The sequence below is a fragment of the Conexibacter sp. SYSU D00693 genome, assembly GCF_017084525.1.
Classification (GTDB): Bacteria; Actinomycetota; Thermoleophilia; order Solirubrobacterales; family Solirubrobacteraceae; genus Baekduia.
This window is the reverse complement of sequence record NZ_CP070950.1, coordinates 3456599-3469327: the sequence shown is the minus strand read 5'-3', so window position 1 is coordinate 3469327 and position 12729 is coordinate 3456599. Positions and strand designations below refer to the sequence as shown.

General features: G+C 76.6%; 10 protein-coding genes. 6 read left to right on the top strand and 4 right to left on the bottom strand.

Annotation, left to right across the window (positions count from 1 at the left end):
- Positions 1-46: 46 nt before the first annotated feature.
- Together JUB12_RS17180 and JUB12_RS17175 are read right to left on the bottom strand one after the other, a co-directional pair.
- Entirely contained in the window at positions 47-997 is a 951-nt protein-coding gene (locus JUB12_RS17180) for an NAD-dependent epimerase/dehydratase family protein (protein WP_205696666.1), read from the bottom strand.
- A gap of 39 nt (positions 998-1036) precedes the next feature.
- On the bottom strand, positions 1037-2149 hold the full coding sequence (locus JUB12_RS17175; protein ID WP_205696665.1) for a glycosyltransferase: 1113 nt from the start codon (positions 2147-2149) through the stop codon (positions 1037-1039).
- Between the two features lie 71 nt (positions 2150-2220).
- On the opposite strand from JUB12_RS17175, the gene JUB12_RS17170 reads away from it, so the two are divergent.
- The 6 genes from JUB12_RS17170 to JUB12_RS17145 are packed head-to-tail and all read left to right on the top strand — an operon-like array spanning position 2221 to position 10417.
- Positions 2221-3876 (top strand): glycosyltransferase family 2 protein, encoded by a 1656-nt coding sequence (locus JUB12_RS17170; protein ID WP_205696664.1) that lies wholly within the window; start codon positions 2221-2223, stop codon positions 3874-3876.
- On the top strand, positions 3873-5045 hold the full coding sequence (locus JUB12_RS17165) for a glycosyltransferase (protein WP_205696663.1): 1173 nt from the start codon (positions 3873-3875) through the stop codon (positions 5043-5045). The genes JUB12_RS17170 and JUB12_RS17165 overlap by 4 nt, the downstream gene beginning before the upstream one ends.
- Entirely contained in the window at positions 5042-6103 is a 1062-nt protein-coding gene (locus JUB12_RS22285) for a glycosyltransferase family 4 protein (RefSeq protein WP_205696662.1), read from the top strand. Before JUB12_RS17165 ends, JUB12_RS22285 begins: the two co-directional genes overlap by 4 nt.
- Positions 6103-6702: a hypothetical protein gene (locus tag JUB12_RS17155; RefSeq protein ID WP_205696661.1), complete on the top strand. Its 600-nt coding sequence runs from the start codon at positions 6103-6105 to the stop codon at positions 6700-6702. The genes JUB12_RS22285 and JUB12_RS17155 overlap by 1 nt, the downstream gene beginning before the upstream one ends.
- Before the next feature lie 11 nt (positions 6703-6713).
- The gene (locus JUB12_RS17150) at positions 6714-8840 is read left to right on the top strand and encodes an O-antigen ligase (RefSeq protein ID WP_205696660.1); all 2127 of its coding nucleotides are present in this window, start codon (positions 6714-6716) and stop codon (positions 8838-8840) included.
- Entirely contained in the window at positions 8840-10417 is a 1578-nt protein-coding gene (locus JUB12_RS17145) for a hypothetical protein (protein WP_205696659.1), read from the top strand. Before JUB12_RS17150 ends, JUB12_RS17145 begins: the two co-directional genes overlap by 1 nt.
- On the opposite strand, the gene JUB12_RS17140 is transcribed toward JUB12_RS17145, so the two are convergent.
- Positions 10401-11582: a glycosyltransferase gene (locus JUB12_RS17140; RefSeq protein ID WP_205696658.1), complete on the bottom strand. Its 1182-nt coding sequence runs from the start codon at positions 11580-11582 to the stop codon at positions 10401-10403. The two genes, JUB12_RS17145 and JUB12_RS17140, sit on opposite strands and share 17 nt — an antisense overlap.
- A gap of 13 nt (positions 11583-11595) precedes the next feature.
- Positions 11596-12609, bottom strand: a complete 1014-nt coding sequence (locus tag JUB12_RS17135) for a glycosyltransferase (protein WP_205696657.1) — start codon at positions 12607-12609, stop codon at positions 11596-11598.
- Positions 12610-12729 lie beyond the last annotated feature (120 nt).

Below are 12729 nucleotides of genomic sequence, written 5' to 3'. Positions count from 1 at the left end.
CGACGTGCGCTCCGTCGATGAGCGGTCGGGTCGGCTGCCTGGACGGCTAGGCGGCCTGCTGGTCGCGCGCCCAGGCGAGCGTCCGGGCGATGCCGTCCTGCAGCGAGACGGCCGCCCGGAAGCCCAGCTCGCGCTGCGCGCGCGCGACGTCGAGGCACGAGCGCTGCAGCTCGCCCGTGCGGGCGGGCGCGAACTCCGGCTCGAACTCGTCACCGAGGCCGGCGGCGTCCTTGAGGGCGGCGACGAGGTCGAGGATCGTCGCCTCGGTGCCGGTCCCGACGTTGTAGGAGCCGTCGGCGGCCGGGTGCTCGGCGGCCAGGAGGTTGGCCTGGACGATGTCGCCGACGAAGACGTAGTCGCGGGTCTGCAGGCCGTCGCCGAAGATCGTCGGGCGCTCGCCGCGCAGCGCGCGGCCCGTGAAGATCGCGATGACGCCGGCGTCGCCCGACGGGTCCTGGCGCGGGCCGAAGACGTTGCCGTAGCGCAGGGTCACCGTCTCGAAGCCGTACAGGCGGCGCGCCCAGCGCAGGTACTCCTCGGCGCAGAACTTCGACTGGCCGTACGGGGCCATGGGCTGCGGCGGGATCGTCTCGGGCGTCGGGATCTGGTCGACGTCGCCGTAGATCGCGCCGCCCGTGCTCGTGTTGACCAGCCGCCTGGCGCCGGCGTTGCGTGCGGCCTCGAGGACGTTGATCGTTCCGACGACGTTCGTGAGCGCGTCGAAGGCCGGGTCCTCGATGGAGCGCCGGACGTCCATCTGCGCCGCCAGGTGGAAGACCACCTCGGGACGTGCCTGCTCCATGACCGACTGGACGCCGGCCGCGTCGCGGATGTCGGCGCGGTGCAGGACGGCGCCGCGCTCGAGGGCGCCGGCGATGTTGGCCTCCTTGCCGGAGGAGAGGTCGTCGAGGACGGCGACCTCGTCGCCGCGGTCGACGAGGGCGTCGACGAGGTTGGACCCGATGAAGCCGGCACCGCCGGTGACCAGAGCACGCATTGCCGGCGGCAGGCTACGGGCTGGGGCGTCGTTCGCGCGTCACGCAAGAGCGTCGTAGACCGCGGCGAGGCGCGGCGCGACGACCGCGGGTGCGCAGCGCGCGCGGGCGGCGGCGATGGACGCCGCACCACGTCCGGGATCGCCGGCGACCTCGCGGATGGCGCGGGCCAGCGCGTCGGCGTCGCCGACCGGCGCGAGGGCCGCCGCGGGGGCGAGCTCGCGCAGCGCGCCGGTGGCGGTGGCGGCGACGGGGACGCCGTCGGCCATCGCCTCGAGCGCGGCCAGGCCGAAGGTCTCGGCAGCCTGGGAGGCGATCACGGAGACCCTGGCGCGGGCGCGCAGCTCGGCGAGTCGCCGCTCGTCGACCCAGCCGGTGAAGGTCGCGTCGGGGGCGGCGGCGCGCAGCTGCGCCTCCAGGGGGCCGGCGCCCGCCACGACGACGGGCAGCCCGGCGGCCTGGGCGGCGGCCACCGCCGTGGTGATCCCCTTCTCGGGCGCCAGGCGCGAGGCGATGAGCGCGTGCTCGCCCTCGTGCGCGCGGCTCTTCGCGGCGAAGGCGCGCAGGGCGTGGGGGACGACGTGGACGGGCGTCTCGCCCAGCGGCGCGCGCAGGGCGCGCAGGCGATGGCGGGCGGCGTCGGAGGGGACGACCAGCGCATCGGCCTGGGCAACGAGCCGGCGCTGGTGGGCGGCGAGCGCGACGCCGTACGCGACGGCCTCGGCGGCGCCGCCGCGGCAGCGCAGCGCGATCCCGGGCAGCGTGTCGCGGCCCTGGCAGCGCGTGCAGTCCTGGCCGCGGCTGTTCACGCACGTCCCGACCGCGCAGACCAGCCGGTAGTTGTGCAGGTGCAGGACGACGCGCGCCCCCGCCTCGCGCGCGGCGGCGAGCGCGCGCCAGCCGAACGCGGGGTTCGTGTTGTGGGCGTGGAGGACGCGGGCGCCGGTATGCCTGACGGCGGCGGCGACGTCCTCGGGCTCGAGGCCGCCGCGGACCAGGGCGGTCGCCGCTCGCGCCCTGCCCAGCGCGGCGCTGTCGCGCTCGAGGACCTCGCAGTCCTCGCCGAGGTGCTCGCGCACGAGCCACTGCGTGTCGCGCACCGCCCGCTCCTCGCCGCCGAGGTGGCGGTAGCGGTTGTGGAGCAGGAGGATCACGTGACGGAAGGGCCTCGCACTTGCGCGGAAGCGGCGGGGACCGGTGCCGACACTAGCCTTGCGGGCGGCTCATGCCCTTGACCGCGGCGATCATCGTCCCCACCCGGGACAGGGCGGGGTACCTGGACGTCGCGCTCGCCAGCCTCGCCCCGCAGGCCGCGCGGCACGGCGCCGAGCTCGTGGTCGTCGACGACGGGCCGTCGGCCGCGACGCGCGACACGGCCCGCCGCCACGGCGCGCGCCTGCTCGCCCACGACACCACGCGCGGCCTCAACGCTGCGCGCAACACCGCGATCGAGCGGACCGACGCGCCCCTGCTGTGCTTCGTCGACGACGACGTCCGCGTCCGCGACGGCTGGCTCGCGGCCCTCCTGGACGCCCACGCGCGCGAGCCCGAGGACGTCGGCGTGCTCACCGGGCCGATCCTCGCGCGCTTCGAGGACCACCTCTTCCGCACGTGCGGGCGCGAGGGGCCGCCGGTCACCCACCTCGACGCCGGGCCGCGCGACACCGACGTCCCCCGGGCCTGGGGCGCCAACCTGACCGTCCGCCGCGCCTGGGTCGACCGGATCGGTCCGTTCGACGCGACGCTGCCCCTCTACGGCGACGAGCAGGAGTGGCAGGAGCGCCTGCACGCCGCCGGCGGGCGCGTGCGCTACGTCGCCGAGGCGGCGCTCGAGCACCGCCGCGCCGGCGACGACGCCCGCCTGCGCAGCCTGTGCCGCGCCGCCCGCGCCCGCGGCCGCGCCGCCCGCCGGGAGGACGTCGCCAAGGGGACGACGCCGTCGCTGGCCCACGAACTGCGCGTGCTCGTGGGCTGCGCGGTGCACGGGCCGCGCCTGGCGTGCATGAACGGGCCGGTCCTCACCGCCCACAGCCTCGGGCGCCTCGAGCAGGCGCTGCGGCCCACACCGCCACCGCCGACTACCGGCGTCGACGACTTCCTCAGCGGCCAGTCGGGCACCGTCGGCGGCCGGCGCGGCGCGCTGCTGGCCGCCAAGGACCGCCTCGACGACCTGCGGACCGCCCGCCGCCGCGCACGTCTGCGCGCCGCCGCCGCCACCGACCCCCGCCGGCGCGTCCTCGCCCTGAGCGTCGTGCGCCCCGACGCCCCGAACCTCCTGGACGCCGCCCGCGCCGAGCTCGAGGCCTCCCACCACGACGTCGAGCTGCGCACGACGACCCCCGGGACCCGCGGCAAGTTCGAGAACCTCAACGCGCTGCTCGACGAGGGCGAGCCGCCCGGCGCCTTCGACTGGCTGCTCGTGCTCGACGACGACGTCGCGCTGCCCGCCGGCGCGCTCGACGTCCTCCTGCACGTGGCCGACGAGGGCGACCTCCGGCTCGCCCAGCCCGCCCACCGCGCGCACTCCCACGCCGCGTGGCCGGTCACCCGCCGCGACCCGCGGGCCGACTGGCGCGAGACGACGTTCGTGGAGATCGGCCCCGTCACGCTCTTCCACCGCGACACCTTCTCCGCGCTTCTGCCCTTCCCCGCCGGCCTGCGCATGGGCTGGGGCCTCGACAGCCACTGGGCGGCGCTGGCGCGCGAGCACGGCTGGCGTCTGGGGATCGTCGACGCCGTGCCCGTCGCCCACACCCTGCGGCCCACCGCCGCCGACTACCCGCGCGAGGCGGCGGCCGCCGAGGCGCGCAGCTTCCTGCGCGACCGTCCCTACGTCACGCGTGACGAGGTCACCACCGTCGCGCGCCACCGCGCGCCGTGAAGGTCTGCGTCGTCGCCGAGTTCTACCCCCGGGTGGCCGACCCGGTCCTCGGCGTCTGGGCCCACCGTCAGGCCGTCGCCGCCCGCGACGCGGGCGCCGAGGTCCACGTCGTGGTCCTGCACCGACCGATCCCGCCGAGCGCGCGCCTCAAGGACCGTGCCGCCTGGCGCACCGCGCTCGGCGAGCCGCGCCGCCGCCGGCTCGACGGCCTGCCGATCACCACGGTCCGCTACCTCTCGCCCAACCGCTCGACGCACTACGGGCGCTGGGGGACCTACGCCGCGCCGCAGCTCGCCCTCACCCTCCACGCGCTGCGCCGGCGCTTCGCCTTCGACCTCGTCCACGCGCACAACGCGGTGCCGACCGCCGACGCCGTCCTCAAGGCGCGCATCCGCGCGCCGCTCGTCGTCTCGGTCCACGGCGGCGACGTCCTCTTCACCGCCCGCCAGCACCCGGAGTGGACGGCCGTCGTCGAGGACGCCTACCGGCGGGCCGACCTCGTGCTGGCGAACTCCGAGGGCACCGAGCGCCTCGTCCGCGCCCACGGCGCCCGCCGCGCGCGCGTCGTCCACCTCGGCACCGACGTGCCGGCCCGCACGCGTCCCGCCAGCGACCCGCCGACGATCGCGACCGTCAGCCACCTCATCGCCCGCAAGCGCCACGCCGACGTCCTGCGCGCGCTCTGGGTCCTGCGCGAGCGCCACCCGCGGGTGCGCTACCTCGTCGTCGGCGACGGTCCCGAACGCTCGAACCTCGAGCGCCTCGCGCGCGACCTCGGCCTGGCCGAGCGCGTCGAGTTCACCGGCCAGCTCGACCACCGCGCTGCGCTCGAACGGACCCGCGACGCGACGGTCTTCGCCATGCCGAGCGTCGACGAGGCCTTCGGCGTCGCCTACGTCGAGGCGATGGCCGCCGGCGTCCCGGCGCTCGGCGCCCTCGGGGAGCCCGGCCCCGCCGAGATCGCCCACGCCGGCGACGGGATCGTCCTGGCCCCGCCCGGCGACCCCGAGCGCCTGGCCGGCGAGCTGGACCGCCTGCTCAGCGACCGCGGGCTGCGCGCGCGGCTGGGCGCCTCGGCCCGCGCGACCGTCGAGCGGTCGTTCACGTGGGACGCCTGCGGGGCCGCGACGGTGCGCGCCTACGAGGACGTGCTGGCGGGCCGCCCGTGAGCGCCAAGCCCGTCCTGCTGGCGACGAACCTCGTCGCGCCCGACCGCGTCGCGCCCTTCCGGGAGCTGCACGCGCGCGTCGGCCTCGAGCTCGCGCTGTTCGGCGGGCGCTCGCACCACGCGACGGCCGCCGTCGACGACCCGGGCGTCCCCCACCGCCACACGTCCCAGCGCGCCGTCGCCCGCCTCGCGGCCTCGGGGCGCTACGCGGCGGTCATCGCCGGGACCGCGGGCCGCACCGCCCTGCCCGCCGCCTACCTCGGCGCCCGCGCGTCGAGGACGCCCTTCGTCCTCTGGACCGCCCTCTGGGACCACCCGCGGACCCCGGCCTTCCGCCTCGCCGGCACGCCGCTGCTCGAGCACCTCTACCGCCACGCCGACGCGGTCGTGACCTACGGCCCGCACGTCACGGACTTCGTCAGGCGCCAGGGCGCACGCCGCGTGTTCGAGGCGCCGCAGGCCGTGGACGCTGCGTTCTGGCGCCGCGACGGTCCGCGTGCGGACGACGGCGTCTTCCGCGCGATCCACGTGGGTCGCGACGCCGCCTACAAGGGGGTGGACGTCCTCCTCGACGCGTGGCGCCTGGCCGATCTGGGCACCACCGCAGAGCTGGTCCTCGTCGGCACCAGCCGGCCGAGCACGCCCCCAGGGGTCCGCGCCACCGGCGCGATGCCCCCGATGCAGGTGCGCAACTCCGCCGCGGCCGCCGACGTTCTAGTCCTGCCGGCCCTCGCCACCCCGGACTTCCGGGAGCCGTGGGGGCTGGTCGCCAACGAAGCCATGCACCTCGGTCTCCCCGTCATCGCCACCGACGCCGTCGGCGCCGCCGCCGGCGGGCTCGTGCGTCACGAGCGCAACGGGCTCGTCGTCCCCAGCGGCGATGCGCCCGCGCTGGCCGCCGCGCTGCGGCGGCTGCGCGACGACCGGTCCCTGCGCGAGCGCCTCGGCGCCGCGGCCCAGCGTGACGTGGCCCCCTACACCCCTGCCGCGTGGGCGGCCGGCGTCACCCAGGCGCTGGCGGCCGCGACCACGACCCGGAGCCCCTCCTCCTCTCTCTGATGCGCAAGCCCCTCCTGCCCGTCCTGGCCCTCGTGGCCGCCCTCGCCGCGCCCGGCGCCGCGTTCGCCAGCGCCGAGGACGTGATCCTCGACTGCGGCGACGACGGCAAGCTCTCGAAGACCTACTCGCAGGCCGAGCTGCGCGACGCGCTCAAGGAGCTGCCGACCGACATCGACGAGTACACCGACTGCCGCGACATCATCCGCGACGCCCGGCTGGGCGGCGCGGGCGGCGGCGGTGGCAACGACGCGAGCGGTGGGGGCGGCGGCGCCGCGGGCGGCGGCGGTGGCGGCGGCTCCGTCGACGACCCGACCGCGGGCGCCGGCGGCCTGCTGACCGACCCGCTGAAGGACGCGACCGACCAGGAGAAGGCGGCCGTCGAGCAGGCCCGCCAGACCGGTGGCACCAACCCCGTCCAGATCGGCGGCAAGACCGTGCAGCCCGGCAAGGTCGGCATGGGCGAGCTGAGCAGCGGCGGCGACGTCCCGACCCCGCTCGTCGGCGTCCTGGTCCTGCTCGCCCTGGCGGCGGGAGCGGGTGGCGCCATCGCCGGCCGGCGCTTCGTGGCCGGGCGACGCGGCGGACCCTCGCCCGCGTAGCCTCCCGGCGCGTGGCCACCACGGCGGCCGAGCCCCCGCTGCGCCCGCGCCTGCGCGTGGGCGCGCTCGCCGTGCCGCGGCCGGGCGCCGAGACCCTCTTCGGGGCGGCCCTCGCCCTCGTCCTGACGGCCGTCGGCCTGCGCGCCGGCGGCGGCGCCTCGCTCGGCCCGACCACCGAGGTCGAGATGGGCCTGCAGCTCGCCGGCGGCCTGCTCGTCGGCGGCGCGCTGCTGAGCACCGACCGCCGGCGCCCGCTGCACGGGGCGGTCGTCCTCGCGGCGTTCGCCGTGCTGGCGGCGCTCACCGCCGTCTCGATCCTCTGGGCCGTCGAGCCCTCCGACGCGTGGCTGGAGACCAACCAGACGCTCGCCTACCTCGCGGTGGTCGGCGGCGGCGCGGCGCTGGCCCGCGAGGCCGGCGCGTGGTGGCCGGCGCTGCTCGGCGCGCTGCTGGGCTTCTGCGGGCTCATCTCGCTCTACGCGGTGGGCTCGAAGGTCTTCCCGCAGGAGACCGAGACGTTCGCCCGCCTGCGCGAGCCCTTCGGCTACTGGAACGCCGTGGGCCTCGTGGCGGCGTTCGGCGTCCCGCTCTCGCTCTGGCTCGGCGCGCGGCGCCACGGCCACGCGGCGGTCAACGCCCTCGCCCACCCGCTGCTCGGCCTCTTCCTGGTGACGATGCTGCTGGCCTACAGCCGCGGTGCGCTGCTGGCCGCCGCGGTCGGCTCGCTCGTGTGGTTCGCGCTCGTGCCGCTGCGCCTGCGCGGCGCCGCGGTGCTCGCCAGCGGGACGCTGGGCGGCGGCATCGTCTCGGCCTGGATCTTCGCCCAGGACGCGCTGACCACCGACCGCGTCCCGCTCGACACCCGCCAGACCGCCGGCCTCGAGCTCGGGCTCGCCGTCCTGGCGATGCTCGCGGTCCTCATGGGCGCCGGCCTGGGCCTCGGCTTCCTCCTGGCCCGCCGCGCCCCGCGGCCCGACACGCGCCGGACGGCGGGCGTGGGCGTCCTGCTGGTCGTGGCGATGGTCCCGGTGGTCTTCCTCGGGTCGCTCGCGGTCTCCGACCGCGGCCTGGGCGGCTCGATCAGCGAGGGCTGGAAGTCGCTCACGGACCCCGACGCGACGACGCCGGCCAACGATCCCAGCCGTCTGACCGCCGTCGGCTCGGTCCGCGCCCGCTACTGGGACCAGGCGGTCAAGGTCTTCCAGGAGGACAAGCTGACGGGGGCGGGCGCCGGCGGCTACCCGACCGCCCGCCGGCGCTTCCGCGAGGACGAGCTCGTCGTGCGCCACGCCCACGGCCACGCCGTCCAGGTGCCGGCCGACCTCGGGATCCTGGGCATCCTCAGCTACCTGGCGCTCGTCCTCGCGACGCTGTTCGCCATCGCGCGCGCGACCTCCCTGCGCCGGCGCGACTGGCGCCGCCAGCCCTTCACCCCCGAGCGCATCGGGCTGCTCACCGCGGCGTCGGTCGTCGTGACCTTCGCCGTCCACGCGCTCATCGACTGGACGTGGTCGATCCCCGGCTGCGCCGTGCCGGCCCTGCTGTGCGTCGGCTGGATCACGGGACGCGGACGCGGCGAGGAGCCGCCCACGCGACCGCACGCCGTCCGCCGGCGGCTGGCCGCCGGCGTGCGTCGCCCGCAGGCCTCGGTCGCCGCCGCGGCGGTCCTCGCCCTGGCGCTGCTGTGCGCCTTCGCCACCTGGCAGCCGCTGCGCTCGGTGCAGGCCGGCGACGACGCGCTCGACGCCCTGGACGCCGCGCAGACGCCGCAGGCCGGGGTCGAACGTGCCCGCGAGCTGGCGCAGACCGCGCGCGACCACAACCCGCTGTCGGTCCAGCCGCTGTTCGAGCTTGGCGTGATCGAGACCGTCGGCGGGCGCAAGGACCAGGCCCAGCGCGCGTTGGAGGACGCGGTGGAGCTGCAGCCCGACAACCCGGAGACGTGGCTGCGCCTGGCCCAGTTCACCCTGCGCCAGCAGGGCGACCCGCGCCGTACCATCGACCTCCTCGGCCCCGCCCTGTACCTCGACCCGCGCTCCGACCAGGCCGCGGCGCTCTACCTCGACGCCACCCGCCAGGTCAACGGCGGCGCCGGCGCCCTGCCCGGCCAGGGCCTCGGAACCGCCCCCACTCCCTGATGAACCACCTCCGCCTGTCCTTCGCCGCCGCGCTCGCGGCGGCCGCTGTCGCCACCGTGCCCGCCGTCGCCCCGACGGCCGCGCTCGCGTCCTCCACCCAGGAGTCCGTCTTCCAGGACGACGACCTGCTGCTCCACGGCGAGCCCGCGCAGGTCTCCGAGACGCTGGACACGATGGCCGCGCTCGGCGTCGACCGGCTGCGCCTGTCGCTGCTGTGGCGGACGATCGCCCCGTTGCCCGAGCAGGACGTCGACGTCGACGGCTTCGACGCGACCGACCCGGGGGCGTACCCCCAGGGCGTGTGGGACCGCCACGACCTCGTGATCCGCGAGGCGCAGGCCCGCGGCATCAAGGTGAACCTCACGGTCTCCGGGCCCGCCCCCGACTGGGCGACCGGCACGCCCGAGCGGGCCGAGCTCGACGAGACCTTCGACCCCGACGCCAAGGCCTACGGCCAGTTCCTGCAGGCGGCGGGCAAGCGCTACGGCGGGAGCTTCACCGGCGGCGACGGCCGGCCGCTGCCGCGCGTGGAGAGCTGGTCGATCTGGAACGAGCCCAACCAGCCGGGCTGGCTGACGCCGCAGTGGGCCAAGGACCCGCGCAGCGCCGACGCGCAGATCGAGACGAGCCCGCGGATCTACCGCGCGCTCGTCGACGAGGGCGTCGCGGCGCTGCGCTCCACCGGCCACGAGCACGACACGATCCTCATCGGCGAGACCGCGCCCAAGGGCGTGCGGGTCAAGGGCGAGTCGCGCGCCATCGCGCCGGGGCCGTTCATCCGCCGCCTGTACTGCCTGGGCGACGACCTCAAGACGCTCAAGGGCTCGACCGCCGAGCTGCTGGGCTGCCCGGTCGACGGCGACGCCAAGAAGGTCATGAGCGAGCACCCCGGGCTCTTCGGTGCCACGGGCTTCGCCCACCACCCCTACGAGCTCGTGCGCTCGCCCTCGGCCTCGCCCGGCGACCGGGACTTCTTCACCATCGCCAACCTGAGCGCGCTGTCGACGCTGCTGCGCAAGGTCAACGCGGCGTTCGGCCGCAAGGGCGGCATCCCGCTGTACCTCACCGAGTACGGCTACCAGACCCGTCCGCCCGACCCCAACGGCGTCTCGCAGGCCAACCAGGCCAAGTTCCTGGACGAGTCCGAGTACCGGACGTGGCGCGACAAGGGCGTGCGCTCACTCGCGCAGTTCCTGCTCGACGACGACGAGCCGCGCGAGGCCGACGGCTTCGGCACGACGTTCCAGACCGGCCTGCGCACGCAGGACGGCAAGCCGAAGCCGGCCTTCACGTCCTACGGGACGCCGATCTGGCTGCCGTCGCCCAAGCTGCGCGGCCGGTCGCTGCGGGTGTGGGGGCTGGCCCGGGCGGCGAAGGGCCGGCCCAAGGTCCAGGTGCTCGTGCGCTCCCGCGGCGCCAAGCGCTTCCGCGTCGCCAGGACGGTGACCGGCACGACGCGCGGCTACGTCGACACGCGGATCACGGTCCGCCGCTCGGGCAGCGTGCGGCTGCGCTGGCGCCACCCGGACGGCGGGCTGCGCCAGAGCCGGATCGCGCCGTTCAGCGTGCGGCCGTGAGCGGGCCCGGCGCGTCGAGGTCGACGAGCTCGGGCGGCAGCGGTCCGTGTGAGCCGGCCTGGTGCACCCGGCTGAGCAGCCGCTCGTACTCGTCGGTCACCGCGTCCCAGGAGTAGCGCTTGGCGCGCTCCACGGCCTTCTCGCGGTAGGACGCGACGAGGTCGGGCTCGTCGAGGACCCGCTCGAGGACCCGCACGAGCGACGGGACGCCCTCGGCGCCGGAGAAGGTCAGGCCGGCATCGCCGATCGTCTCGACGTTCGGGGCGTGGTCGTTGACCACGACGCAGTTGCCGGCGGCCAGCGCCTCGAGGATCACCGGGTGGGTGCCGCCGACCTCGGTCGGGGCCACGAAGGCGTAGGCGTGGTGCTGGAGCTCCCAGTAGCCCTCGCCGAAGACGTAGCCCGGGAAGACGACGCGCGGGTCGCCCTTGCGGTGCACCGAGCGGATGTACTCGTCGGCGTAGGGCGCGCCGCCGACCACGACGAGCTTCATCCCCCGCGCCCGCTCGGCCGAGATGCGGGCGAAGGCGTCGACGAGGATGTGGGGGTTGTTCTCGGGCTCGAGGCGCCCGACGAACAGCAGGTAGCGGCCGGGCTCGAGGCCGAGACGCTCGAGCGTCGCGGTGCCGTGGTGGCCGGGGTCCTCGACGCCGTAGGGCACGACGCCGATGCGCTGGCCGTAGCGCTGCTCGAAGACCTCGGCGACCCGGTGGGAGTCCGTGATCGCCGTGTCGGCCCAGCGGGGCGCCTGGCGCTCGGCGAAGCGCAGGTAGCGCTTGGCGAAGGCGGGCCACTTCGAGCGGTCGGAGTCCAGCCCGTCGACGTTGATGACCGTCGGGATGCCGTGCCAGCGCGTCACGAGGCACAGCGGGCTGTTGCCGGCGATGAAGAAGAGCGCGACGTCGGGCTTGACCTGACGGGACGCGTGCATCGCGCTCAGGAAGGTGTGGGCGAACGTGTCGAGGTACTTGTTGCGCACGGTGGGCAGGTGGACCAGGCGCGCGCCCTTCCACTCCTCCAGCGTGGGGTCGACGACGTGCGGCCGGCAGTAGACGATGACCTCGTGGCCGCGGTCGGCGAAGCGGCTGGCGAGCTGCTCGGCGGCGGTCTCGAAGCCGGAGTAGGAGGCGGGGATGCCGCGGGTGCCGAGGATGGCGATCCTCATCTGGCGCCAGACCCTACGCGGCCCGGGCGCCGGAGTACGCCGCGGCGTGGGCGCGGGCTGACGCGGCCCAGGTGAGCTGGGCGGCGCGCTCGAGGCCGTGGGTCCGCAGGCGCGCGCGCAGGTCGGCGTCCTCCAGGACGGTGCGCAGGGCGTCGGTGAGGGCGTGCGGGTCGCCGGGGGGGACGAGGAGGGCCGCGCCGTCGGTGACCTCGGCGACCGCGTCGCTGGCGGCGGCGACGACGGGGACGCCGGCGGCCATCGCCTCCAGGACGGTCAGGCCGAAGCCCTCGTGGACGGCGGGGTGCACGAGGGCGAGGGCGCGGGTCTGGAGGTCGCGCAGCCGGTCGCGGCTCGGACGCACGACCCAGTCGGTGTTCGGGTCCTCGTGGCGGCGGCGGGGCGCGCCGGCCAGGACGAGCCGGGGCGCGCGGGGGCCGAGGGCGCGGTGGGCGCGCAGGAGCGTGCCGAGGTCCTTGCGCGGCTCATCGTCACCGACGTAGAGCAGGTGCTCGCCGCGGCCCTCGGGGACCGGCTCGACGTGGGCGCCGTGCGGCGCGAGGACGACGCGGCCTGCCGACAGCGGCCAGGCGTGCAGGAGCTCGCGGCGGGTCGCCTCGCTGGGCACCACGACGGCGCTGGAGGCGAGCGCCGCGCGGCGGTGGGCGGTGGCGGCCAGGCGCGCCCAGCGGGGGTCGAAGAGGTCCGGGCGCGCGAGGAAGGCGACGTCGTGGACGGTGACGACCTGGGGCGCGGCGATCCGGGTGCTGTGGGCCGGCAGCGCGTGGTGGACCACGTCGGCCTTCGTGCTGCGCGCGCGGCGCTCGAGCTCGAGGTGCAGCCACGCCGCGTCGCGGGCGACGTTCGCCGCGCTGCGCCAGCCGCCACCCCCGGGCGGCGGGCGCCCGACGTCGGCCGCGGTCACGACGTCGACCCCCGCCCCGGGCAGCGCCGCGACGAGCTCGCGCAGGTAGGTCCCCGTGCCGCTCGGCCCCCGGGCGGCGTAGGAGGTGTCGATCAGCACCCGCACGCCGCCGCGACGCTAGCGCCCCGTGAGAAGAAGGGGACTGTCCCTTTCTTCGCACGCCGCCGCGGCGCCAGCGCCGCGTGCCCCGCGCTGCGACGAAGGGGACTGTCCCCTTTGTCGCAC